This window comes from Microbacterium radiodurans (genome assembly GCF_008710705.1).
In the GTDB taxonomy this organism is placed as follows: Bacteria; Actinomycetota; Actinomycetes; order Actinomycetales; family Microbacteriaceae; genus Microbacterium; species Microbacterium radiodurans.
In genome coordinates this window covers 829,394-852,462 of sequence record NZ_VYRZ01000001.1, presented here as the reverse complement: position 1 = coordinate 852,462, position 23,069 = coordinate 829,394, and the positions used below count along the sequence as shown (strand labels likewise).

The following is a 23,069-nucleotide window of genomic DNA, read 5'->3' as shown; positions in this document are numbered from 1 at the left end:
CGACCGAGCCCCGAGCGGGTGCTTACTGGTTGAGGGTGACGTCCATCTCGGTGAAGAAGCGGCTGACCGCCTCGTCGACCGTGATGGTGCCGAAGCCGAGCTCGGTGCCGAGCGTGCGGAACTGCTCCTCGATGGTGCCGTAGCCGACGATCGGGACCGGCGGGGCGTCGCCGAGGCGGTCCTCGATGGATGCCTCGTAGTCGGCGATCTGCTGGCTCAGCGGGTCGAGGTCGGCCGCCTCGAGAGCGGTCGAGGATGCCGGGAGCCCGCGGTTCGTGCCGAAGACCTCGCCCGACTTCGGCGAGTTGATGAGGTAGTTCACCAGCGTGGCCGCAGCCTCGGGGTGCTCGGTGTTCGCGGCGACCGCGTGGAGCATGGACGGCTTCAGGTACAGGTCCTTCGCGCCCTCCTCGGTGACCGGCGGGGCGACGAGACCGAGCGACGGGTAGGCCTCGCCCAGGTTGCCGAGGTAGCCGGCGCCGAAGTTGTCCCACGTCAGCTCGCTCGCGGTGAGCGCGCTGTCGAAGCCCGAGAGGGGCAGGTTCTCTTCGAGGCGCTGCTGGCCGATGACCGCTCCGCTGTCGCGGAGCTCTGCGCCGTCCTCCCAGAACTGCGCCAGGCGCTCCTCGTCGAAGCCGGGCTCGCCGTCCTCGCTGAAGAGGTACGAGCCCTCGGCGCGCAGCTGCAGCTCGAAGTTCTGGATACGGCCGGTGTAGTCCGTGCCTCCCCAGAACTGGCCGCCGGCACCCTCGGTGACGCTCGCGATCCAGTCGGAGTAGTCGTCCCAGCTGCCGCCGGCGAACTCCTCCACGCCCGCCTGCTCGAGGAGGACGGGGTTGGTGTACATGCCCCACGCGTTGGTCGAGGTCGGGATCGCGTAGGTCGTGTCCGCGACCTTGCCGATGTCGAGGATGTTCTGCGCGAGCGGCTCGGTCTCGATGATGCCGTCGAGATACGGGTCGAGGTCGAGCAGCAGGTTGTTCTCGGAGTACTGACGCAGGTACGAGTAGTCGAACTGCATGACGTCGGGCAGGTTGCCGCCCGCGGCCTCGGTCTGACGACGCTCCCAGAAGGCGGGGAAGTCGAGGAACGAGGAGTTGACCGTGATGTTCGGGTATTCCTCTTCGAACGCGGCGATCACCTCGTTGTAGAGGCCCGCGCGGACGTCGTTGCCCCAGAACGCGAGGTTCAGCGTGACCTCTTCGTTCGGGTCGAAGGTCGCGTCGCCGGCGGGGGTGTCGCCCCCCGCGCAGCCCGCCAGTGCCAGAGCGGCGCCGGTCGCGATGGCGACTCCGGCCAGTGCCCGCTTTCGGTTGAACATCGTTGTCCTCTCTGCCGAACGTCGTCGTGTCGGTAACCGCGAACGTTCGTTGTCCGTGTGTCCAGGTGCAGGCGCCCTCATGGGAAAGCGCTTGCCGGTCACGCTACTACGCGATGAAACGTTTCGCAAGAAGCTGACGCGAACCGATTCCGAGCCGTGACTCCCCGCTGAGCGACGGGGCTGTTACCGGTCTCAGTCTGCCACCCTCACCCCGCCCCGCCGTGCCCGTCGACGGACGCCCCGCGGCCCGGCTCGACCGCCGAGGAACGCGGCGCGGACGCGCCGCGGGCGAGTCCCGCCAGCTCTGGCCGGAGCCGGGGCGCCGTGTTGACACCCTTTCGACGAGGTGGCTACTGTGCCGGAAAACGCCTTCCCGGCAATGTCGCGGTCGAAGGCTCCGCCCGTCGACGAAGAGAGTGGCGATGAATGCTCCTGCCTCCGGCAGCACCTGGGCCCTGCGCCTGCACGCTGCCTGCGACTGGATCCTGTGGGCGATGACGCTCAACGTCCTGTGGCTCGTCTTCACGCTCGCGGGCGCCGTCGTGCTCGGCGCCGCGCCGGCGAGCGTCGCCGCCGCGCACGTGACGCGTCGTCGTCTTCGCGGGGAATCGTTCCCGGTCTGGCGCGAGTTCGCCGACACTTGGCGGCGGGAGTTCCGCGGGGCCCACATCGTCGTGACGCCGGCGCTGATCGTCGCGACGCTCCTCCTGCTGCAGAGCGTCGCCGCCGTGCGGCGAGACGCGTTCGGATCGCCCCTCGACGTGCTTCTGGTCACAGCGGCGGCGATCGCCACGATCGTCACGACGATCCTCGTGCCGCTCTACGTGCATTACGACCTGCCCCGGCGCGCCTATCTGCCGACGGCTTCGCGATGGATGCTGCGCAACCTCGCCCACGCGCTTCTGCTGGCCGCGGCGGCCACCCTCGTCGTGACGGCGAGCGCCGTCGTGCCCGGCCTCATCCCGTTCGTCTCCATCGGCGCCTGGCTCTCGATCAGCACGGCGCTGTGCGTCGCGTTCTTCGCCGCCAACGACCGCGCCGTGATCGAACGCCGTGAGAGCGGCTCCGCCGCGGGACGCCCCCACACCGCCGCCGACCCGCGGCCCGCGGCATCCCCGGCCCGCGCCCTCTGATCCCGAACCGCCGATGTCACCCCGACGAACGAAGGAGTTCATCATGCAACACCGCCCACGCCTCGCCGCGCTGGCCCTCGTGACGGCCGGAGCCGTCGCGCTCGCCGGCTGCTCGGCCGGCACCGACGACGCGGCATCCGACTCGTTGGACTCGCTGTCGATGATGGTGCCGTATCTCGTGACGAACGCCCCGAGTGCCGACAACGAGATCCAGCAGAAGCTCGAGGAGATCGCCGGCGTCGGACTCGACATCAACTGGGTGCCCAACTCCTCTTACGGCGACAAGACGAACATCACGCTGGCCGGCGACGACGTTCCGCACGTGATGGTGATCCAGGGCAAGGATCCCGGCTTCGTCCGGAACGCCGAGGCGGGCGCCTTCTGGGACCTGACCGACTACCTCGACGACTATCCGAACCTGTCCACGACCTTCCCCGAGGTCCAGCGGGCCGCGAGCGTGAACGGCAAGGTCTACGGCATCTTCCGCGCCCGCGACGTCATGCGGGCCTCGGTCATCATCCGCAAGGACTGGCTCGAGAACCTGGGGCTGGAGGCCCCCGAGACCACCGAGGACCTCTACGCGGTCGCGAAGGCGTTCACCGAGCAGGACCCCGACGGCAACGGCGCCGACGACACCTACGGGCTCATCATCCCGAAGTGGCCCGGCGCGATCGGTACGAGCAGCCCCTACGACGTGATCGAGACCTGGTACGGCGCCGGCAACCGCTGGACCGAGCGCGGCGGCGAGCTCGTGCCGAACTTCACCACCGACGAGTGGCTCGACGCGGTCGACTACGAGAAGCGGCTCGTCGACGAGGGACTCGTGAACCCCGACTACGCCACGTTCGACTCGGCGAACTGGAACGAGCCCTTCCTCAACGGCAAGGGCGGCATCATCATCGACGTCCACTCCCGCGCGGGCGTCCTGGTCAGCCTGTTCAAGGAGTCCGACCCCGAGGGGTTCGCGAACTACGTCGACATCACCGGCAACCTCGTCGGTCCCGACGGCGAGCTCCACGCGCACCCCACCACCGGGTACAGCGGCTTCCTCGCTATCCCCAAGGCCCAGGTGCGCACCGAGGAGCAGCTGCGGACCGTCCTCGAGGTGCTCGACAAGCTGAACTCGGCCGAGGCGGGTCCGGTGCTCAACAACGGCATCGAGGGCGTCACCTACACGCTCGACGGCGATCTCGCCGTCCCCGTCGACGACGCCCCGCAGACGCTGAAGGATGCCGTCCTCAGCTACTCGCAGCTCGGTATGAATGTCACGGGCTTCCAGGGCTACCAGCCCAAGCAGGCGAGCGAGTTCGAGCAGGAGCTGTACGACAAGCGCCGCGCGATCGAGGCATCCGACCTCGAGTCGGCCGTCTACGACCCCGCGGCGGCCTTCGTCTCCCCCACCTACATCTCGCAGGGAGCGCAGCTCGACACGATCGTCTCGGATGCGCGCATCCAGTACATCGCCGGCCAGATCGATCGCGCCGGGCTGACGTCGGCGATCGATCGCTGGCGCTCGAGCGGCGGCGACACGATCATCACCGAGATCAACGAGCTGGCCGCCCAGGCGGACTGATGCCCGGGGGCGGGTGCTTCCGGCATCCGCCCCCGCCGTCGCGGAACAGGATCAATCATGGCTGTACTCGATCGGACGGTCGCCGCCACCGAGGCGCTCGTCGTGCCCCCGCGCAGACGCCGCAGAGGCGTGCGCGTCCACGTCACCCAGTTCAAGTGGCTGTACCTGCTGCTGCTGCCGGGCATCATCTACTTCGCGCTGTTCCGCTACGGCCCGATGTACGGCGCGATCATCGCGTTCAAGGACTACGTCCCCTTCCTCGGGATCGCCGACAGCCCGTGGGTCGGCACGGAGCACTTCGCGAGCTTCTTCGCGAGTCCCGACTTCCCGCGCCTGCTGGCGAACACGCTGATCCTGGCGCTGCTCAGCCTGGTGATCGCGTTCCCCCTGACGATCGTCGTCGCGCTGCTCCTGAACGAGCTGCGCATCAACCTCGTCAAGCGTTCCGTGCAGACCCTGATCTACGTGCCCCACTTCCTGTCGTGGACGGTCGTGGCCTCGCTGACGTACCTGCTGTTCGCCCTCGACATCGGTCCGCTGTTCCAGGCGATCAACGGCGTCCTCGGCACCGACATCAACTTCCTCACCGACCCGGCGTGGTTCCGGCCGATCATCGTGCTGCAGGACATCTGGAAGAACACCGGATGGGGCACGATCATCTTCCTCGCCGCCCTCGCCAGCGTCGATCAGGAGCAGTACGAGGCGGCGATCATCGACGGCGCCGGACGGTTCCAGCGGGTGTGGCACATCACGCTCCCCTCGATCATGCCGACCGTGGTGGTGATGCTCGTGCTGCAGATGGGTCAGGTGCTGAACACCGGATTCGAGCAGATCTACCTGATGACGAACTCGCTCAACCGGCAGGTCGCCGACGTGTTCGACACCTACGTGTACTTCATGGGCATCACGCAGGGCAGCTACAGCTACAGCACCGCGGTGGGCCTGTTCAAAGCGCTCGTCGGCGTCGTTCTGATCTTCGGAGCGAACTGGCTCGCGCGCCGCTTCAACCAGACGGGGATCTTCTGATGGCTCGCGAGAAGTACCGCTTCAACACCCCCGGCGGCCGCGTGTTCGACGTCGTCAACGTCGTCATGCTCACGGCGCTCGGCCTCCTGGCGCTCCTGCCGTTCGTCTACGTCACGGCGGGCTCGTTCGCGACGGAGTCCGAACTCGCCACGCGGGCGTTCTTCGTCTGGCCCGAGACCTTCAGCCTCCGCGCCTACGAGGCGATCCTCACGAGCCCCGCGTTCCTGCGCGCGATGATCACGACGATCTGCGTCACCGCGGTCGGCACGGTCGTCCAGCTCATGCTCACGGCCTCGATGGCCTATCCGCTCTCCAAGAGCAACCTGCCCGGGCGACGCCTGATGCTCTCGCTCGTCGTGTTCACGATGGTGTTCTCGGGCGGCATGATCCCGACGTTCCTCATGGTGAAGGACCTCGGGCTGCTGAACACGTACTGGGCGCTGATCCTGCCGCTCGCGATCAACCCGTTCAGCCTCATCATCATCAAGAACTTCTTCCAGCAGCTCCCCGCCGAGCTCGAGGAGTCGGCGAAGATCGACGGGGCGAACGAGCTGCAGACGCTGTGGAGCGTCATCCTCCCCCTGTCCAAGCCCGTACTGGCGACCTTCGCCCTCTTCTACGCCGTGGGCATCTGGAACGACTTCATGTCGCCGCTGCTGTATCTGAACGACAACTCGATGTGGACGCTTCAGATGTTCCTGCGCCAGGTGACGGTCGCGACCGACCTCTCGATCGTCGAGGCCGACCCGAGCCAGCTGCCTCCCGCCCAGGGCATCAAGTTCGCCGTCATCGTCGTCGCCACGCTGCCGATCCTGCTGTTCTACCCCTTCCTGCAGAAGCACTTCGCGAAGGGGATGCTGATCGGTTCGGTCAAGGGATGAGCCGGCTGCTCTACCGCAACCCGCTGCGCTCACCGGCGGATCTGGCCGACTGGATCGGCGAGGGACCCGTCGCGGTGGCCGAGACGCCGACGGGGGTCGAGCTCTCGTCATCGGGGGGCGACGACGACGGCCACTGGACGCTGTGGTGCCCCGAGGAGTTCGGCGACGGCATCCAAATCTCGTGGGACTTCACCCCCGTCGCCGAACCGGGTCTCGCGATGATCTTCTTCGGCGCGACCACCGTCGACGGCGCGAGCATCTTCGACGCCGATGCGGCCCCGCGGACCGGGGCCTACCCGGAGTACCACTCGGGCGATCTGCGCGCCCTGCACGTGTCGTACTTCCGCCGCCGGTGGCCGGACGAACGCGCCCTCCACACCTGCAACCTGCGGAAGGCCCCCGGGTTCCATCTCGTGGCCCAGGGCGCCGACCCCCTTCCCTCGGTCGGCGACGTCGCCGAGCCGTACCGGGTCGAGGTGCATAAGGACGGCTCGCACGTCGAGTTCGCCGTCGACGGACTGACCCTCTTCGCGGCGACCGACCCCGCCGACACCGGACACCCCGTCGGCGGCGGCCGGATCGGCTTCCGCCAGATGGCGCCGCTCACCGCCCGCTACAGCAACCTGGAGGTTCGGACGCTGTGACCACGCCCGACGCCCGACCAACCGTTCCGCTCCGCTGGCTCGACGACGTCGCGCCGTCGCGTCTGCCCGGCGGCGTCACGTGGGGCTCGCCGCTGCCGCGCGGCCGCGTCGCCTCGACGGATGCGCTGCGCCTGAGCGAGGTCGGCGGTGGTCTCGTCGCCGCCCAGTTCTGGCCGCTCGCGACCTGGCCGGACGGCAGCCTGAAATGGGTGGGTGCCGCCCTCGGCGCCACCGACCGGCCCGGCGACTACGAGATCGTCGTCGACGACTCCGCCGCTCCCGCGAATCCGATCCGGGTCGACGTCCGACGCGGCGCCGCCGAGCTGACCCTCGACACCGGTCCGCTCCAGATCGAGTTCGATCTCCCGGGAGCGCCGGGCGACGGCGCAGCGGTCATCCGACGGATGCGGCGGGGCGACGCGGTCGTGGCCGAGCACATCCACCTGGTGAGCCTCGTCCAGCACGAGTGGGCCGACGACGGCGAGACCGCGCCGCGGCATCGCTACCGATCGCGCGTCCGCGCGGTCGAGGTCGAGCAGGAGGGCCCCGTGCGCGCGGTGGTGCGCGTCGAGGGCGTGCACCGGCAGACGGCTGGCGACCGGGAGTGGCTCCCCTTCACCGTCCGCGTGGTCGCCACGGCCGGATCCGATCGCCTCCGCCTGGTTCACAGCGTGGTGTGGGACGGCCGAGCCGAGCGCGACTTCCTGGCGGGGCTGGGCCTGCGGGCCGAGGTGCCCCTGCGCGCCCCGTTGCACGACCGCCACGTCCGCGTCGCGGGCGCGGACGGCGGCATCTTCGCCGAAGCGGTCCGGGGAGTGACGGGGCTGCGGCGGGATCCGGGGCACGAGGTGCGCGCGGCCCAGATCGCGGGCCGCGCGACCCCACCGCTCGACACCTGGGACCCCGCCGTCGCCGACCGGCTCCACCTCGTTCCGGCGTGGGCCGACCTGACCCTGACCCAGCTGAGCGCGGACGGCTTCGCGATCCGCAAGCGCACGGCCCCCGGTCATGCCTGGATCGACGCGGGCGCCGGCACGCGGGCCGACGGCTTGGTCTCACTCACCGACACGGGCGGCGGATACGGCGTCGGCGTGCGCTCGTTCTGGCAGTCGCACCCCGGCCAGCTCGACGTGCGGGGAGCCACGGGCGACCGCGCGACGGTCACCGCCTGGCTGCACTCGCCCGAGGCGCCGCCGATGGACATGCGGTTCTACCACGACGGCCTCGGGCAGGACGACTACGCCAGCCAGCTCGACGCGCTCGAGATCACCTACGAGGATTACGAGCCGGGATTCGGCGACGCTCACGGCGTCGCCCGCACCCACGAGCTCACCCTGTTCGGCTACGGCGCCACGCCCGCGACCGCGGATCTCGCCGACGACGTCGTCCAGCTGCAGCGACCGCCGCTGCTGCAGCCGACTCCCGCGCACCTGCACGGGGCCGGCGTCTTCGGCGACTGGGCGCCGGTCGACCGATCGACCCCGGCACGCGCCGAGATCGAGGACAGCCTCGACTTCCTGCTCGAGCACTACCTCGGACAGGTCGACCAGCGGCGGTGGTACGGCTTCTGGAACTACGGCGACGTCATGCACGCGTACGATCTCGACCGTCACGTGTGGCGCTACGACGTCGGCGGCTACGCCTGGGACAACAGCGAGCTCTCCCCCGACCTCTGGCTCTGGTACTCCTACCTGCGTACGGGCCGAGCCGACGTCTTCCGCTTCGCCGAGGCGATGACCCGGCACACCGGCGAGGTCGACGTCTACCATCTCGGACGCTGGGCGGGACTGGGGTCACGGCACAACGTCCAGCACTGGGGATGCAGCGCCAAGCAGCTGCGCATCAGCAGTCCGATCTACCGACGCATCTTCCACTACCTGACCGCGGACGAGCGCGTCGGCGACCTGCTCCGCGAGCTGCGTCACAGCGACGAGCGGTTCCTCGACACCGACCCGACGCGGAAGGTCCGACCCGATGCCGCGACCTACCGACCGGATCGCGGCGCGCTCGCCGTCGGGCTCGGCACCGACTGGGGCGCGCTCGCCGCGACCTGGCTGACCGATTGGGAGCGCACGGGCGATGCCTGGTCGCGCGATCGCCTGCTCGGCACGATGGCCGACATCGGCGCGCTGCCGCACGGGTTCCTGACGGGCGAGGCGCTCTACGACCTCGACACCGGCCGCTTCGACACGAGGCGGGATCGCGTCGCGGTGTCGCACCTGAGCGCGGTCTTCGGTCTCGTGGAGGTGTGCAGCGAGCTCATCGATCTGGTCGAGGTGCCCGGCTTCGCGTCGGCGTGGGAGCAGTACTGCCGCCTCTACCTCGCGACGGCCGCCGAGCAGGAGGCGGCCGTCGGCCGGCCGCTCACCGGCATCCACCTCGAGCAGGCGCACAGCCGTCTGGCGGCGCACGCCGCAGCGCGCACCGGCGACGCCTCGCTCGCGGCCCTGGCCTGGCAGGCGTTCGAGGGCATGGGCGAATGGCTCCTGCACCGGCGCGACCTCCGCCGCACCCGGGTGCTTCCCCCGCACGTGCTGAACCCGGTCGACGAGGTTCCCTCGATCTCGACGAACGACGCGGCGCAGTACGGTCTGGCCGCGATCCAGAACCTCGCTCTGATCGGTCACCTGCTCCCGAGGGGCGGCGACGAGGACGAACCCGTTTGATGAGCGGCCGCGCTCAGCCCCCGGCGTCGGGCTCGCACACGAGCACGCCGTCGACGACCCGCAGCTCCGCGCGGTAGACAGCGCAGCGGCGGGCGTCGACGTCGTCGGTGTCCGCGCCGTCGCCGCCGGCGTCCGGGGTCGTCGACGGCTGGGCGAAGAAGTAGTACCAGAGCCGCTCGCCGTCGCGGACCGGGGCGCCGTGGTGGCCGAAGCCCGTGCCCGGCACCGTTCCGGCGCCGAGGACGACGGCATCCGCATCGCCCTGGCGTTCCCATGTCAGCGCGTCGTCCGAGCGGTGGACGCCCATTCCGCGCCACTCGTCGACGATGAGCCACCACCGCCCGTCGAGCTCGAACGCGGACGGCCCCTCGTGCGGGCGACCGCCGAGAGCGAAGCCCTCGAGCTCCCAGGCGGACAGATCGTCGGATGCCGCCACCATCGTCACCGAGTCGGCCGCCTCATCCTTGTACCAGAGGCGCCAGCGCCCGTCGGGCGTCCGCGCCACGGCGGCGTCGATGACGCGGTCGCTCGAGAGGGCGAGCGGTGCGCGGCGCTCCCAGACCTCGAGGTCGTGCGAGGTGTAGGCGACGATCGTCCGCGCGAATCCTGGCCACCGGTCGGGAACCCCGTCGATCTCGGTGAGGAACATCCACCAGAGGTCGCCGTCCCAGACGACCTCGGGCGCCCAGTGGGTGCGGTCGACCTCGGCGGGCGGCGCGCCCGGTGCGAGGCGGAGCCCCGCGGCATCCGGCTCGAGAGTGCCCACGTACGACCACGAGACGCCGTCGTCCGAGCGCGCGACGCCGATGCGGCTGCCGTGCACCCACGCGACGCCCGGGCCGGGGTCGGGATGGATCGCGCGCCGCTGCGTGTAGAACATCCACCAGCCGCCGCTCGCATCGCTGACGACGACGGGATCGGTCGCGCCGTCGTAGACCGGATCGCGGTAGAGCTCGCGCGGGAGGGCCGGCGCCGAGGTCATGGGGTTCCGCCTCGGAGATCGGTCACCGGGCTCGCGAAGCTCCGGCGGTGGGTGGGATGCTGCGCCAGCTCGCCCGGGGTCACGACCGCGCCGTCGGCGGCCGCCGAGGCGTACATCGCCGCGACGAGCTCGAGCGAGCGGGCGGGCGCATCGGCGGTGTCGGGAAGCGCGGCGTCGGCGAGGATCGCGTCGAAGACGTCGCGCAGCAGCGGCGCATGGTCACTGCGCTCCTCCGCCTCGGGGAGCGTCCAGCCCGCGGCCTCGCCCTCGAACCCCGGCGCCGGTGTGATCCGCCAGTTCTCGTGACCGTGCCCGTAGAGGTGGTCGACCGTGACCGTCGCCTTCTGCGTGTCGATGCGGATCGAGCTCGTCTCCCGCGGCGAGACCGCGCTCGTCACGACCTGCGCGATGACGCCCGAGGCGAAGCGGATCGTCGCCGTCGAGGCGTCCTCGGTCCGGGTCTCGCGATCGAGGCGCCACATCCGCGCCTCGACGCTGTGCCAGTCGCCGAGCAGGTGCGCGAGCAGGTCGAGCTGGTGGATGCCGTGGCCGAGCGTCGTCCCGCCGCCCTCGGTCTCCCACGCGCCTCGCCACGGCACGGCGAAGTAGTCCGCGTCGCGGAACCACAGCGTCTGGCAGGTCGCGATGAGAGGGCGCCCGAGCGCGCCGGAGACGAGCAGCCGCTTCACGTGCGCGGCGGCCGTGCCGGTGCGCTGCTGGAAGACGACCGCGAGGCGCCGGCCCGCGGCATCCGCCGCCGCCCGCATCTCGTCGAGCTCGTCCAGCGACGGGGCCGGGGGCTTCTCGACGACGACGTGCGCTCCCGCGGCGAGCGCGGCCACCGCCTGCTCGCGGTGCACCCCGGGCGGGGTGCAGATGAGCACGACGTCAGGCTGCTCGTCGGCCAGCAGCGCGTCGAGGCTCTCGTGCACCCGCGGCGAGCCGTGCCGCTCGGCGAACGCGCGCGCGGCGGCGGGGTCGAGGTCGGTCACGGCGACGAGCTCGGCGCGCGGGTGCGCCGCGACCGCCCGGGCGTGATGCCCGGCGACGGCGCCCGTGCCGACGAGCGCGCAGCGGAGCGTGGTGGTCATGGTGTCTCCTCGGTTCTGTCGACTCGCCGGAAAGTGCGGGTGTCGGGCCCCCGGCATCCGCGATTCGCGGCGACTCGACCGAGGGCGCGGGGGCGGGGGCGGGGGGCGGGGGGAATCACGCGAGGCCGGACTGGGTCGCGTGCAGGTGGGCGTAGCGGCCGGCGGCGGCCAGCAGGTCGTCGTGGCTCCCCTGCTCGACGATACGGCCGCGCTCGAGCACGACGATGCGGTCGGCCTGGCGGATGGTCGAGAGACGGTGCGCCACGACGAGGGTCGTGCGCCCCGCCATGAGACGCCCGAGGGCCTCCTTCACGAGCTCCTCGGACTCCGGATCGAGTGCCGAGGTCGCCTCGTCGAGCAGCAGGATGCGCGGATCGCGCACCAGCGCCCGGGCGATCGCGAGACGCTGACGCTGACCGCCCGAGAGCCGAGCGCCGCGTTCGCCCACGACGGTGTCCCAGCCCTGCGGCTGGTCCTGCACGAACTGCCACGCGTTGGCATCGCGCAGGGCCTGCTCGATGCGCGCGTCCGGCACGTCCTCGAGGCCGTACGCGACGTTCTCCCGGATCGTCCCCTCGAACAGCACCGACTCCTGGGGCACGACCGACACGGCACGGCGCACGGTGCGGAGGTCGAGCTCCTGCACGTCGGCGCCGTCGATCGTCAACCGGCCGGACGTGGGCCGCACGAACCCGAGCACGAGGTTCAGCAGCGTCGACTTGCCCGAGCCCGACGAACCCACGAAGGCGTAAGTGCGCCCCGTCGGGATGTGCAGGTCGATCTCGTGGAGCGCGTCCTCCTCCGCCCCGTCGTAGCGGTGGCTGGCGGCATCCAGACGGATGTCGCCGACGACCGCGTCGACGCGACGCTTGCCCTCGTTCTGCTCGAGGTCGGGCTCCTGCAGCACCTCGGCGATCGAGCGGACCGACTCCAGACCGCGGGCACCGACCGGGATGAGCATCAGCAGCTGCGTGAGCCCCTGGGTGAGCAGCGTGAAGTAGGTCGAGAGCAGGACGACCTCGCCCGGCGAGATCGGAAGGATGCCGGTGAGCGAGAAGACCGCGGCCAGCACGAGGCAGCCGACACCCAGCAGCTGCATCGCGACCCATGAGATCGAGGCGACGTGGCCGTTGAGCATGTCGAGGTGCAGACCCGCCCGGCGCACCCCCTCGGCGCCGGTCGTCACACGCGTGACAGCGGTCTGCTCGAGACCGTGCGCACGGGTGACGGGGATGAGCGACGCCATCTCGCCCACGCGCGCCGAGAGCACCTCGACCTCGCGGCGGAAGATCTCGTTGCGCTGACGCGAGCGGTTGCGCATCCCGTAGCGGATGCCGATGGCGATCGGCACCGCGAGGGCGTACACCGGCAGGAACTGCGGCACGGCGACCGCCGTCATCGACAGGGCGCCGAGCATGACCATCGTGGCCGACAGCAGCGGGTGCGTCACCTGCTGGAGCATGAGCTCGACGTTCTCGACGTCGCGGACGACCTTCGTCTGCACGATGGAGGAGCTCACCCGCGAGTGGTAGCCGATCGAGAGGCTCTGCAGGCGCGCGGCGAGCGCGTTCCGCAGGTCGGCGCCGGTGTCGCGCACGACGGTCATGAAGCTGCGCGTGTAGAGGATGTGGTTCGGGTAGTTCTGCAGGAGCAGCGCTGCGGCAAGCGCGAACCAGCCCAGGACGGCCGCGACCTCTCCCCCGCCGGCGACGATGTCGATGATCGCCGCGGTGATGACCGGGAGGAACCACAGCGGGATCTCCTTCATCGCGAACGCGAGCACGGCCACCGTCATGCGCCCCGGCCGTCGGGCGAGCAGCCGGAGGACGGATCGGGTCGGGTGAGCGCCGTCGATCAGGTCCGCGGGCTGGGAAAGCGGTTTCCGTGCCACGCCTCCCATGGTAGCCCGATCCCCCTTCCCCGGCACCGGCCCGGTCGATATCCGTCAGCCGCCAGCGACTCGGTCGGCTCGCCACGAATCGCGGATGCCCGAGTCGGCGCATCCGCTATATGCGGCGAGTCGACGGGGAGGCGGGGGAGTTCTCGCGAGGGAAAGCGCTTACTGACAGAATGGGACGAGGCCGAAGGAGGCTCCCGTGACTCACCCCATCACCACCATCGCTCTCGTCGGGGTGCACGGCTACGGCGCCGTCCACCTGGCGAACCTGCGCCGACTCGGCGACCGGGTGAGGCTGATCGCGGTCGCCGACCCGGTGCCGCCCGCCGCGGGCGAGCTGCCCGATCGCACGCGCGTCTTCGGCGATCTGACCGGCCTCCTCGCAGCCGCCGACCGCGGCGACATCGACCGCATCGACGTGGTGATCGTCGCGACGCCCCTGCACACGCACGCCGCCCTCGCGGCGACGGTCCTCGCACGCGGGATCGACCTCTACCTCGAGAAGCCCCCGGTCGTGTCGTCGTCCGATTTCGCCGCACTGTCGGATGCCGCGGCCGCATCGGGCGCGCGCGTTCAGGTCGGCTTCCAGAGCCTCGGCTCGCTCGCGCTGCCGGCGCTGGCGGCCGACCGCTTCGACATCGGCGCGATCCAGGCGGTCGGGGCGGTCGGGCTCTGGGCCCGGGACGCGGCCTACTGGAAGCGGAGCCGGTGGGCCGGGCGGCGCGAGCTCGACGGCGTCGCGGTCGTCGACGGCGTCGTGACGAACCCGCTCGCGCACGCGACGGCGACGGCGCTCGCCATCGCGGGTGCGACCGGGGCCCGCGACGTCACCCAGGTGACGACGGACCTGTACCGCGCGAACGAGATCGAGGGCGACGACACGAGCCTGGTGCGCGTGTCGACGACCGCCGGCATCCGGGTCACGTCCGGCCTGACCCTCTGCGCCCCCGAACAGGTGGAGCCGTGGGTGGTGGTGCGCGGCACCCGCGGAGCCGCACGCTTCTTCTACACGGCGGACGTCGTCGAGGCGGGCGGGGTCCGCGAGGACTTCGGGCGCGTCGATCTGCTCGAGAACCTGCTCGATCACCGCGACGTCGGCACGCCGCTCCTGGCGCCGCTCGCCGCGACCGGCGCATTCGTGCGGGTCGCCGACGCCGTGCGGCGGACGACGCCGCATCCGATCGATCCGGAGCACCTGTCGTTCGTGGGCGAGGGGGACGCGCGGCGACCCGTCGTCGCGGGGATCGTCGAGGGGATCGAGCGCGCCGTCGACGCGGCGGCCACCTTCGCCGAGCTCCACCTGCCGTTCGCGGCCGCCGACTCGGGACGCGTACTCGCGACCCTCCGCGGCAGGGCGGACGGCGGCGCGATCGCGGCGCTGCGCGACGGTGCGGGCACCGCGGCATCCTCGAGCCCGCGCCCCTACCTGCATCCGATCACGACCCCCGGCGGCGTCGTGGTGAGCGACCACCACCCGATCGACCACGACTGGCACCTGGGGCTCAGCGTGACGCTGCAGGATGTCGACGGCGCCAACTTCTGGGGCGGTCGCACCTACACGCCCGGTCGCGACTACATCTGGCGCGGCGATCAGGGCCGCATCGAGACGGCGTCGCTCACCGCCTCCGACTCCACCGTCGACGCCGTGCTGCGCTGGGTCGGACCGGACGGCGCCCCCGTGCTCGCCGAGGAGCGGACGATGAACGTCACGGCCTCGGACGACCGGCACGCCACCGTCGACCTGACCTTCACGCTCGCTCCCGCGGGCGAGCGGACGGTGTCGCTCGGCAGCCCCGGCAGCAACGGCCGGGTCGGCGGCGGCTACGGCGGACTCAGCTGGCGGCTTCCCGCCTGTTCCGATGTCGACGTGCGCACGGCGGACGCGCGCGGAGAGGACGGCGTGCACGGCACCGCGTCCGGCTGGCTCGCGTGGTCGGGGGTGTTCTCGGGCGCGGAGGCGACCGTCGGTCTCGCCCCGCTCGACGAGGCGTCGCGCCGCGATCCGTGGTTCGTGCGGGTCGCCGGCTATCCGGGGATCGGCGCCTCCCTCGCGTGGGCCGCCCCGGTCGAGACGAGCGCCGCCGAGCCGGTGCGCCGGAGCTACCGCCTGCTCGTCGCCGACGGGCGGCTGGCCGACGACGACGTGGTCCGGATGCTGCGCGTCTGACCCGCGCCCGCAGGTTCGCCGCGCCGGACCCAGCCCGCCAGCCCCAGCCCCTCCTCCCGCGCCACCGCGGCCGAGCCCACCCGAGAACACCGAACCCACCCGTCGGCGCGCGTGCGCTGAGGGTGGGTTCGGTGTTGCGGGGTGGGCTCGGCAGCAGAGGATGCCGCGAGCGCCACCGGGCGGCCCGGGCTACTTGATGCCGGTCGTCGCGATGCCCCGGATGAGGAAGCGCTGGCCGAACAGGAACGCCAGGAACACCGGCACGAGCGAGACGACCGACATCGCGAACATGCCGCCGAAGTTCGACGCGCCCTGGGCCGACATGAACTGACGCAGCGCGAGCGGCACCGTGAACAGGTCGGGGTTGCTCAGGTAGATGAGGGCTCCGAAGAAGTCGTTCCACACCCAGACGAACGTGAAGATCGCGGTCGTCGCGAGCGCGGGGGTCATCATCGGCAGCAGGATCTGCAGGAAGATCCGCGCGTGGCCGGCGCCGTCGATGCGCGCCGCCTCGTCCAGCTCCTTCGGGATGCCGCGGATGAACTGCACCATCAGGAAGATGAAGAACGCGTCGGTCGCCAGGGCCTTCGGCAGGATCAGCGGCCAGAAGGTGTTCACGAGGCCCAGCTGGCTGAACATGATGTACTGCGGCACGATCACGATGTGCACCGGCAGCATGATCGTCACCAGCATGATCGCGAACGCGGTGCGCTTGAACGTGAAGTTCAGCCGCGCGAAGGCGTAGGCGGCCATCGCGCAGGAGATCAGGTTGCCGATGATCGATCCGGCCACGATGACGAGCGAGTTGAAGAGATACGTCCCGAACGACGGCGACAGCGCGTTCCACCCGTCGATGTAGTTGTCGACCTCGAACGACAGCGGCCACAGTCCCGGAAGTCGGAAGATCTCGTCGTTCGGACGCAGCGAGCTGACGATCATCCACAGCAGCGGATACAGCAGCAGCGCCGTCGTCGCGATGAGGAACACGTGCCGCGCCAACCGGCTCAGCCGTGACCGGCTGCCGGGGGTGGCCGCCTGGCGGCGGCGCTCGCGCTGCTTCTCGCGCGCGTCGCGGCGGTCGGTGGTCGTGATCAGTTCAGTCGTCATAGAACACCCACAGCTTGGAGAGAGCGAAGTTCACGGCGGTGAATCCGGCGATGATGGCGACGAGCAGCCAGGCCATCGCCGAGGCGTACCCCATGTCGAAGGCCGTGAAGCCCTTCTGGTAGAGGTACAGCGTGTAGAAGAGCGTGGAATCAGACGGCCCGCCGGACCCGCCCGAGATGATGAACGCCTGTGTGAAGGTCTGGAACGCGCCGATCATCGACAGCACGAGGTTGAAGAAGACGATCGGACTCAGCAGCGGCAGCGTGATGGAGAAGAACTGGCGAGCCGACCCGGCGCCGTCGACCGAGGCGGCCTCGTAGTACATCACCGGGATCTGGCGGAGACCGGCGAGGAAGATCACCATCGGTGCACCGAAGCCCCAGATGCTCAGCATGATGAGGGTCGACAGCGCGGTGTCGGGGTTGGAGATCCAGCCGGGGCCCTCGATGCCGAAGATCGCCAGGAACTGGTTGACGAGCCCGTCGACGCCGAAGATCTGCTTCCAGAGGATCGCCACGGCGACGGACGAGCCGAGGAGCGACGGCAGATAGAACATCGAGCGGTAGAACGCCAGTCCCCGCAGGCCCTTGTCGAGGAGCAGCGCGATGCCGAGCGCCGCCGCCATCGACAGCGGCACGCCGACGAGCACGTAGACGAAGGTCACGCCGAGCGACGCGGCGAGCCGGGGGTCCTGCGCCATGCGGACGTAGTTGTCGATGCCAATGAACTCGGGCGCGTTGAACAGGTCGTACTTCGTGAACGACAGGTAGAGCGACGCGACGATCGGAAGGATCGTGATGAGCACCAGACCCAGCAGCCAGGGCGCTAGGAAGACCAGCGCCGCTTTGTTGTCGCGTGGTTTCTCCCGCACTCCACGGCCTCGTGGCCCGCGCAGCTGGGACAGCTCGCTGATCGCGCTCATCCGGTCCTCCTCGACACGAACACCGGACGACATCGACCGGTGCGGCAGCGCTCAGAAAGCGCTTTCTGCGAAGATACACTATCGGTGGACGGACGCAACCACCCCGATGACGCGGCGAGACCGGAGCCGTGACGCGCAGCGAAAGAGGACGATGATGTCGACACCGCAGAGCTCCCCCGACCTCGGACCCATCGCCGGATATCCGGAATGGCCGGGCTTTCTCGGTCGCACGCCGATCCTGGCGTCCGAGTCGCCGCGCGCCGACGCGCTCGCACGCGCGATCGGGGCGCGGCGCGCGGTCGCGACCGACATCCGCACCGAACGCACCTGGCGGGGCGACGGCATCGAGGGCGCCGAGATCAGCTGGCACCTGCCCTTCGGGCCGCGCACCCGTGCCTGGGTCCTCCGCCCCGCCGGCGCAGCCGGCCCGCTGCCCGGCATCCTCGGGCTGCACTGCCACGGCGGTGTCCGCTCCACCGGCGCGGAGCAGCTCGTCGACACCGGCACCGAGCCGCACCCGTCGGCCGCGCGCCTGCGCGCCGAGATCTACGGCGGCCGCTCCCCCGCCAACGACCTCGCGCGCGACGGTTTCGTCGTCCTCGCGCACGACACGTTCTCGTGGGGCAGCCGGGCGTTCGACCTCTCGCACCCCACGCCGCGCCTCGCCGGCGCCCTGGCGGCCCATGAGGCGCTGTGGCGCGAGCGGGGCGAGTCGCCGACGCCCGAGCGGCGCTTCGACACCCTCTCGGGACTGCACGAGGACTCCCTCGCCAAGGCCGCGGGCATGCTCGGAACGAGCCTCGCCGGCGCCGTGGCGACCGACGACCTCGCCGCCTTCGACGTGCTCGCCGGACTGGACGGCGTCGACTCCGAGCGGCTCGGCACCTTCGGCCTCTCCGGGGGCGGCGGCCGCGCCGTCCTGCTCAGCGCGCTCGACGACCGCGTCCGTGCGACCGTCGTCACCTGCATGATGGCGACCTTCGACTCGCTCGTGCCGAGTCGCATCGACACGCACTCCTGGCTGCTCAACAGCCCCGGCATCCGCGCGGCCGGCGATTGGCCCGAGCTCGCCCGACCGGATGCTGCGCACGCGACGCTCGTGCAGTACGGCGAGCGCGATCCCCTCTTCCCCCTGGGCGGGATGCGCGACGCCGACGCGATGCTCCGTGGGACCCCCGGCTACACCGGCACCTTCTTCGATGACGGGCACGTCTCGTCGCCGGCGATGCAGGATGAGGCGCGCGCGTTCTTCGCGCGGACGCTCCGCGCATGAGATCGAGCCGGACGCCCGTCGGACCGTGATGAGGCTGTGACCTGCGCCACCGCCTCAGACGTTGACACGGCGACAACCTGCCGTTAACGTCCTCCAGTAAGCGTTTTCTCACTGCCGAGAAAACGTTTGATCCGCGACGGAGCGGCCTTGGCGCTGGCTCACCGCACGCCCGAGAGGAAACCCATGAACACCCGACGACTCCTCGCCCTGACAGCCGGTGTCGCCCTCGCCGTCTCGCTCGCCGGCTGCGCCGGCGGGACGGGGTCCGGCTCGGGCGACGACGAGCAGATCACGCTCCGCTTCGCGTGGTGGGGCAGCGACGAGCTGAACGCCATCAAGGCCGAGCAGATCGCGCTCTTCGAGAAGGCGCACCCGAACATCACGGTCGCCGGTGAGCCCAGCGAGTACAACGGCTACTACGACAAGCTCGCGACGCAGGTCGCCGGCGGCGGCGCTCCCGATGCGATCCAGATCACATACGACGCCCTGCCGCTGTACGTCAGCAAGAACGCGATCGCCGACATCTCGGCCGACATCGATCAGGACACGTTCGCCGCCGGCGCTCTCGACGCGGGCATCATCGACGGCAAGCTCTACGCCCTCCCCACCGGCGTCGGCGCTCGCGGCATCATCGTGAATCCCGCCGTGTTCGAAGCAGCCGGCATCCCGATCCCGGACGACTCGAGCTGGACGTGGGACGAGTACATCGACATCGCCGCACAGGTGAGTGCCGCGAGCCCGTCCGGCACCTACGGATCGGCCCAGATCACGAACGACCAGTCCCTCATGGCGTTCGCGCGTCAGAAGGGCGAAGACCTCTACACCGCCGACGGCGAGTTCGGCGTGAGCGAGAAGACGGCGCAGTCCTTCTTCGAGTTCGCGAAGGAGCTGCAGTCGACCGGCGCGTCGCCCGACGCCTCCACCGCCGCCGAGGACGCCGGCGCCTCGCTCGAGCAGAGCCTGATGGGCCAGGGAAAGATCGGCATGACGTTCGCGCCGCTGAATTTCATCTCGATCTACGCCAACGCCTCGGGTCAGGACCTGCAGATCCTCAACGTCCCGGGTGACAGCGCCGGCAAGATCGGCCTCGTCATCCAGCCGACCGTCCAGTACGCCGTCTACGCCAAGTCGAAGCACCCGAAGGAGGCCGCGATGCTGATCGACTTCCTCCTCAACAGCGACGAGGCCGGCCCGCTCAACAAGCTGACCCTCGGCATCCCGGCCGACCCGGCCGTCCTCGAGGCGATCACTCCCGAGCTCACCGAGCCCGAGAAGGCGCAGGTCGCGTTCATCGACCGGCTGTCGGCCGCCGGCGGCGTGCCGCAGAACCCGTTGAAGCTGCCCACCTCGCAGCTCGGTCCGATCATCACCAAGCTGCTCGACGACGTCACCTTCGACAAGACGACGCCGGCGGATGCCGCGAAGGAACTCCTCTCACAGGTGAAGACGGCGCTCGACGCGAGCTGAGTGCTCGTCAGCTGATCCGAACGGATGCGGCGGCCGGTCATCCACCGGCCGCCGCATCCGTGTCCGCCCCCACAGAAAGCCGACGCATGCCCCTGTTCGACCTTCCGCTCGCCGAGCTGCACGAGTACCGCCCGTCCCTGCGCCGCCCGGACGACTTCGACGCGTTCTGGACCGACACCCTGGCCGAGGCGCGCGCCGCCGCGTGGTCGGCGCGCACGACGCGGGTCGACACCGGGCTCCGGCTCGTCGAGACGTGGGATCTGGAGTTCAGCGGATACGGCGGGCATCCGATCCGCGCCTGGGTGCACGTCCCCGGCGGCGCGAGCGGACCGCTGCCGACCGTCGTGCAGTTCCACGGCTACTCCGGCGGGCGCGGGCTCCCCTGGCAGGACCACACCTACGCCGAGGCCGGTCACGTGCAGATCGTGATGGATGCGCGGGGCCAGGGCTGGACGACGCTCAACGACACGAGCGACCCCGCGGCCGAGGCGGGACAGACGACCATCCCCGGCGTGATGACCCGCGGCATCCGCGACCCGCACGACTACTACTACCGCCGGGTCTTCACCGACGCCGCGATGCTGGTGGATGCCGCTCGCACCCTCCCGTGGGTCGACCCCGCGCGCGTCGCGGTCGCCGGCATCAGCCAGGGCGGCGGTATCGCGATCGCGGCCGCCGCGCTGTCGGAGGGTCTGGCCGGGGCGCTCGTCGACGTGCCGTTCCTCTGCCACTTCGAGCGGGCGCTCGAGATCACCGACGGGATGCCGTACGCCGAGATCCTCACCTACCTCTCGAAGTACCGCGACCGCGCCGACGAGGTCGCCCGCACCCTCTCCTACGTCGACGGCGCGAACCTCGCGGCGCGCGCGGACGCCCCGGTGCTGTTCTCGACCGGTCTGCGCGACATCACCTGCCCGCCCTCGACGGTCTTCGCGGCCTACAACGCGTGGGGCGGAGACGATCGCGACATCGTCGTGTACCCCTACAACGCGCACGAGGGCGGCGGCGAGCATCACGTGCCGCTTCGCCTGGCCTTCCTCGAGCGGGTGTTCGGCGCATGACGTATCACCTGGCGGGAGACTCGACCGTCGCACCGATGCGCCCCGGAGAAGAGCCGATGTCGGGGTGGGGGCACGCCCTCGACGGGTTCGTCGACGCACCGGTCCGCAACCTCGCCTTCGGCGGCGCCACGGTGCTGTCGTTCACCGAGACCGGCACCTGGGAGCGGCTGCTCACCGAGGTGACGCCGGGCGACACCGTGCTCATCCAGTTCGGCCACAACGATCAGAAGCACCCGGGGGTGCTCGATGCGCGGGGCGGCTACACGGAGCGACTGCGCGGATTCGTCGCCGACGTGCGCGACCGCGGCGGGGAGCCGGTGCTGTGCACCTCGTGCGAGCGGCGCTGGTTCGCGGGCGAGCGGATCACCCCGACGCACGGCGACTATCCCAACGCCGTGCGGGACCTCGCCGCCGCGCTCGACGTGCCGCTGATCGACCTGACGGTGTTCACAACATGGCTGTACGAGCACCTCGGCGACGAGGGATCCGCCCGACTGCTGTCGCACTACGCCCCGGGCGAGACCGCGGCCTGGCCCGACGGCCTCACCGACGACACGCATTTCCGGTGGGAGGGCGCGCAGATCATCGCGCGCTTCGTGGCACGCTCCCTGCGCGCGATCGAACGCCGCGACGGCGACCAGCCGGCACGCGGATCGTCGATCACCGCCTGAGCGGGCGCGCGCCCTGCCGCCGAACCGTCAGGAGAACGGCAGCGCGGCGGGGCGGGCGAGCCCGGCGTGGTCGACGGTCGGCCAGCGCGGGTCGACCGTGAGCACCTCGATCCCCGCGGGGGTGACGACCACGGTGTCCTCGACCTTGGCGCCCGGGGCGCTCGGGTTCCAGGCGAACGCGTGGCGCGCGCTCACGAGGTCTGTCGTCTCGCTCGTGGCGCGCGGATCGCGGCCCGCGTAGCCCGTCGGGCCGCCCTGGTGGTGGCGCCGCCACTCGTCGGCGTCGAAGCCCGCGGTGCCGTAGCCCGCGCATCCCGCGGCGAAGACGTCGTCGAGGCGCGCACCCGCGCGCGTGGCGGCGAAGAACGCGGCCTCGACCTCGAGGATGCGCGCGTCGTCGGCACCCGCTTCGCCGACCCATCGCGTCGCGTTGGCGATCAGGCCGTGGCGGCGCCCGCAGACGACGACCATCGCGCGGCGCCCGAGCGGCGCGTCGGTGGGGAGCGGATGCCGGTGGCCGAGCCGCCCGTGGCCGGCTGCGAGCACGACGAGCGCGTCGATCCCCCGCTCGACGAGCGCGCGGGCGAGGTCGGCCGCGGCCGCGCGCTCGGTCGTCTCGGGGCGCCAGTGCGCCGCGGCATCCGTCATCGCGGCGGCGGTGTCGCGCCCGAGCCGGCGATACCGCTCGGTCTCGGCGGGGAGCAGCTCGGCGCGGGCGGCACGCAGCTCACCGGCGACCTCGGCCTCGGTCAGCGCGGCGCCGGATCCGGTCGCCGCAGCGACGGCGGGGGTGGACCACGGCACGGCCACCACGCGTTCGACATCGCCCGGCACGAGCTCCTCGGCGATGAGGCGCGGGGCCTCGTTCGCCGAGACGAAGAGGGTGTCGCCATCGGCGTCGACTCGGACGGCGAGCACGGGTGGCCCCGCGAGCGAGACATGGGTGCGCGCCCCCTCGAGGTACCAGGCGAGGGCCTCGTGCGAGCTCAGCACGAGCGGTCGTCCGCCGCCGCGGTCGATCAGCGGCCGGAGCCGCGCGCGCTTGGCGGCGCGATCGACGATGCGATCGGCGGCGCGATCACCCGCGCGTTCGGCGGCGAGGTCGGCGGTCGTGGACATCGATGTCTCCCGTCGTAAAACGTTTTCCCTCGCATAGTATGTGCACACGACCGCATCCGGGGAGAAAC

At 70.9% G+C, this 23,069-nt stretch carries 18 protein-coding genes; 11 read left to right on the top strand and 7 right to left on the bottom strand.

Going from position 1 to position 23,069, the window contains the following annotated elements; genetic code table 11:
* Window positions 1–22 precede the first annotated feature (22 nt).
* A complete protein-coding gene (locus F6B42_RS03960; protein ID WP_150418267.1) occupies window positions 23–1,321 on the bottom strand; it encodes an ABC transporter substrate-binding protein in 1,299 nt (432 codons plus the stop codon).
* Window positions 1,322–1,743: 422 nt separating this feature from the next.
* Here F6B42_RS03960 and F6B42_RS03955 point away from each other — a divergent pair, with 422 nt between their 5' ends.
* From F6B42_RS03955 to F6B42_RS03930, 6 genes are read left to right on the top strand one after another with little or no spacing between them, the layout of a single operon-like run.
* Window positions 1,744–2,454 carry a YesL family protein gene (locus F6B42_RS03955; protein ID WP_150418266.1) on the top strand — a complete coding sequence of 237 codons (711 nt, stop codon included), beginning with the start codon at window positions 1,744–1,746 and terminating at the stop codon, window positions 2,452–2,454.
* Window positions 2,455–2,497: 43 nt separating this feature from the next.
* Window positions 2,498–4,027 carry an extracellular solute-binding protein gene (locus F6B42_RS03950; protein ID WP_150418265.1) on the top strand — a complete coding sequence of 510 codons (1,530 nt, stop codon included), beginning with the start codon at window positions 2,498–2,500 and terminating at the stop codon, window positions 4,025–4,027.
* Window positions 4,028–4,084: 57 nt separating this feature from the next.
* A complete protein-coding gene (locus tag F6B42_RS03945; RefSeq protein WP_150418264.1) occupies window positions 4,085–5,053 on the top strand; it encodes an ABC transporter permease in 969 nt (322 codons plus the stop codon).
* Window positions 5,053–5,934 carry a carbohydrate ABC transporter permease gene (locus tag F6B42_RS03940; RefSeq protein ID WP_150418263.1) on the top strand — a complete coding sequence of 294 codons (882 nt, stop codon included), beginning with the start codon at window positions 5,053–5,055 and terminating at the stop codon, window positions 5,932–5,934. The genes F6B42_RS03945 and F6B42_RS03940 overlap by 1 nt, the downstream gene beginning before the upstream one ends.
* Complete coding sequence (locus F6B42_RS03935) at window positions 5,931–6,578, top strand: DUF1961 family protein (RefSeq protein WP_150418262.1); 648 nt, start codon at window positions 5,931–5,933, stop codon at window positions 6,576–6,578. The genes F6B42_RS03940 and F6B42_RS03935 overlap by 4 nt, the downstream gene beginning before the upstream one ends.
* Window positions 6,575–9,244 (top strand): exo-rhamnogalacturonan lyase family protein, encoded by a 2,670-nt coding sequence (locus F6B42_RS03930; protein WP_223878319.1) that lies wholly within the window; start codon window positions 6,575–6,577, stop codon window positions 9,242–9,244. Before F6B42_RS03935 ends, F6B42_RS03930 begins: the two co-directional genes overlap by 4 nt.
* 13 nt (window positions 9,245–9,257) lie before the next feature.
* Here F6B42_RS03930 and F6B42_RS03925 read toward each other — a convergent pair whose 3' ends face one another.
* The 3 genes from F6B42_RS03925 to F6B42_RS03915 form a co-directional block, all read right to left on the bottom strand.
* A complete protein-coding gene (locus F6B42_RS03925; protein ID WP_150418261.1) occupies window positions 9,258–10,226 on the bottom strand; it encodes a glycoside hydrolase family protein in 969 nt (322 codons plus the stop codon).
* The gene (locus F6B42_RS03920) at window positions 10,223–11,317 is read right to left on the bottom strand and encodes a Gfo/Idh/MocA family protein (protein WP_150418260.1); all 1,095 of its coding nucleotides are present in this window, start codon (window positions 11,315–11,317) and stop codon (window positions 10,223–10,225) included. The genes F6B42_RS03925 and F6B42_RS03920 overlap by 4 nt, the downstream gene beginning before the upstream one ends.
* 115 nt (window positions 11,318–11,432) lie before the next feature.
* A complete protein-coding gene (locus F6B42_RS03915) occupies window positions 11,433–13,217 on the bottom strand; it encodes an ABC transporter ATP-binding protein (protein WP_150418259.1) in 1,785 nt (594 codons plus the stop codon).
* 196 nt (window positions 13,218–13,413) lie between these two features.
* Here F6B42_RS03915 and F6B42_RS03910 point away from each other — a divergent pair, with 196 nt between their 5' ends.
* Entirely contained in the window at window positions 13,414–15,381 is a 1,968-nt protein-coding gene (locus tag F6B42_RS03910) for a DUF6807 family protein (RefSeq protein WP_150418258.1), read from the top strand.
* A 189-nt stretch (window positions 15,382–15,570) separates the two neighbouring features.
* On the opposite strand, the gene F6B42_RS03905 is transcribed toward F6B42_RS03910, so the two are convergent.
* Both F6B42_RS03905 and F6B42_RS03900 read right to left on the bottom strand, forming a co-directional pair.
* Entirely contained in the window at window positions 15,571–16,488 is a 918-nt protein-coding gene (locus F6B42_RS03905; protein ID WP_150418257.1) for a carbohydrate ABC transporter permease, read from the bottom strand.
* Window positions 16,478–17,410: a carbohydrate ABC transporter permease gene (locus tag F6B42_RS03900; RefSeq protein ID WP_150418256.1), complete on the bottom strand. Its 933-nt coding sequence runs from the start codon at window positions 17,408–17,410 to the stop codon at window positions 16,478–16,480. Before F6B42_RS03900 ends, F6B42_RS03905 begins: the two co-directional genes overlap by 11 nt.
* 151 nt (window positions 17,411–17,561) lie before the next feature.
* Between F6B42_RS03900 and F6B42_RS03895 the strand changes: the two genes are divergently transcribed.
* From F6B42_RS03895 to F6B42_RS03880, 4 genes are all read left to right on the top strand, one after another.
* A complete protein-coding gene (locus tag F6B42_RS03895; protein ID WP_150418255.1) occupies window positions 17,562–18,683 on the top strand; it encodes an acetylxylan esterase in 1,122 nt (373 codons plus the stop codon).
* Between the two features lie 183 nt (window positions 18,684–18,866).
* The gene (locus tag F6B42_RS03890; RefSeq protein WP_150418254.1) at window positions 18,867–20,150 is read left to right on the top strand and encodes an ABC transporter substrate-binding protein; all 1,284 of its coding nucleotides are present in this window, start codon (window positions 18,867–18,869) and stop codon (window positions 20,148–20,150) included.
* Between the two features lie 86 nt (window positions 20,151–20,236).
* Window positions 20,237–21,211 (top strand): acetylxylan esterase, encoded by a 975-nt coding sequence (locus F6B42_RS03885; protein ID WP_150418253.1) that lies wholly within the window; start codon window positions 20,237–20,239, stop codon window positions 21,209–21,211.
* Window positions 21,208–21,882: a rhamnogalacturonan acetylesterase gene (locus F6B42_RS03880; RefSeq protein ID WP_150418252.1), complete on the top strand. Its 675-nt coding sequence runs from the start codon at window positions 21,208–21,210 to the stop codon at window positions 21,880–21,882. Before F6B42_RS03885 ends, F6B42_RS03880 begins: the two co-directional genes overlap by 4 nt.
* 27 nt (window positions 21,883–21,909) lie before the next feature.
* On the opposite strand, the gene F6B42_RS03875 is transcribed toward F6B42_RS03880, so the two are convergent.
* On the bottom strand, window positions 21,910–22,875 hold the full coding sequence (locus F6B42_RS03875) for a M24 family metallopeptidase (protein ID WP_150418658.1): 966 nt from the start codon (window positions 22,873–22,875) through the stop codon (window positions 21,910–21,912).
* Between the last annotated feature and the right edge of the window lie 194 nt (window positions 22,876–23,069).

Excerpts from the sequence above, each read along its gene's own strand:
- F6B42_RS03960 (WP_150418267.1), bottom strand. The coding sequence starts at position 1,321 with ATGTTCAACCGAAAGCGGGCACTGGCCGGAGTCGCCATCGCGACCGGC.
- F6B42_RS03955 (WP_150418266.1), top strand. The coding sequence starts at position 1,744 with ATGAATGCTCCTGCCTCCGGCAGCACCTGGGCCCTGCGCCTGCACGCT.
- F6B42_RS03950 (WP_150418265.1), top strand. The coding sequence starts at position 2,498 with ATGCAACACCGCCCACGCCTCGCCGCGCTGGCCCTCGTGACGGCCGGA.
- F6B42_RS03945 (WP_150418264.1), top strand. The coding sequence starts at position 4,085 with ATGGCTGTACTCGATCGGACGGTCGCCGCCACCGAGGCGCTCGTCGTG.
- F6B42_RS03940 (WP_150418263.1), top strand. The coding sequence starts at position 5,053 with ATGGCTCGCGAGAAGTACCGCTTCAACACCCCCGGCGGCCGCGTGTTC.
- F6B42_RS03935 (WP_150418262.1), top strand. The coding sequence starts at position 5,931 with ATGAGCCGGCTGCTCTACCGCAACCCGCTGCGCTCACCGGCGGATCTG.
- F6B42_RS03925 (WP_150418261.1), bottom strand. The coding sequence starts at position 10,226 with ATGACCTCGGCGCCGGCCCTCCCGCGCGAGCTCTACCGCGATCCGGTC.
- F6B42_RS03920 (WP_150418260.1), bottom strand. The coding sequence starts at position 11,317 with ATGACCACCACGCTCCGCTGCGCGCTCGTCGGCACGGGCGCCGTCGCC.
- F6B42_RS03915 (WP_150418259.1), bottom strand. The coding sequence starts at position 13,217 with ATGGGAGGCGTGGCACGGAAACCGCTTTCCCAGCCCGCGGACCTGATC.
- F6B42_RS03905 (WP_150418257.1), bottom strand. The coding sequence starts at position 16,488 with ATGACGACTGAACTGATCACGACCACCGACCGCCGCGACGCGCGCGAG.
- F6B42_RS03900 (WP_150418256.1), bottom strand. The coding sequence starts at position 17,410 with ATGAGCGCGATCAGCGAGCTGTCCCAGCTGCGCGGGCCACGAGGCCGT.
- F6B42_RS03895 (WP_150418255.1), top strand. The coding sequence starts at position 17,562 with ATGATGTCGACACCGCAGAGCTCCCCCGACCTCGGACCCATCGCCGGA.
- F6B42_RS03890 (WP_150418254.1), top strand. The coding sequence starts at position 18,867 with ATGAACACCCGACGACTCCTCGCCCTGACAGCCGGTGTCGCCCTCGCC.
- F6B42_RS03885 (WP_150418253.1), top strand. The coding sequence starts at position 20,237 with ATGCCCCTGTTCGACCTTCCGCTCGCCGAGCTGCACGAGTACCGCCCG.
- F6B42_RS03880 (WP_150418252.1), top strand. The coding sequence starts at position 21,208 with ATGACGTATCACCTGGCGGGAGACTCGACCGTCGCACCGATGCGCCCC.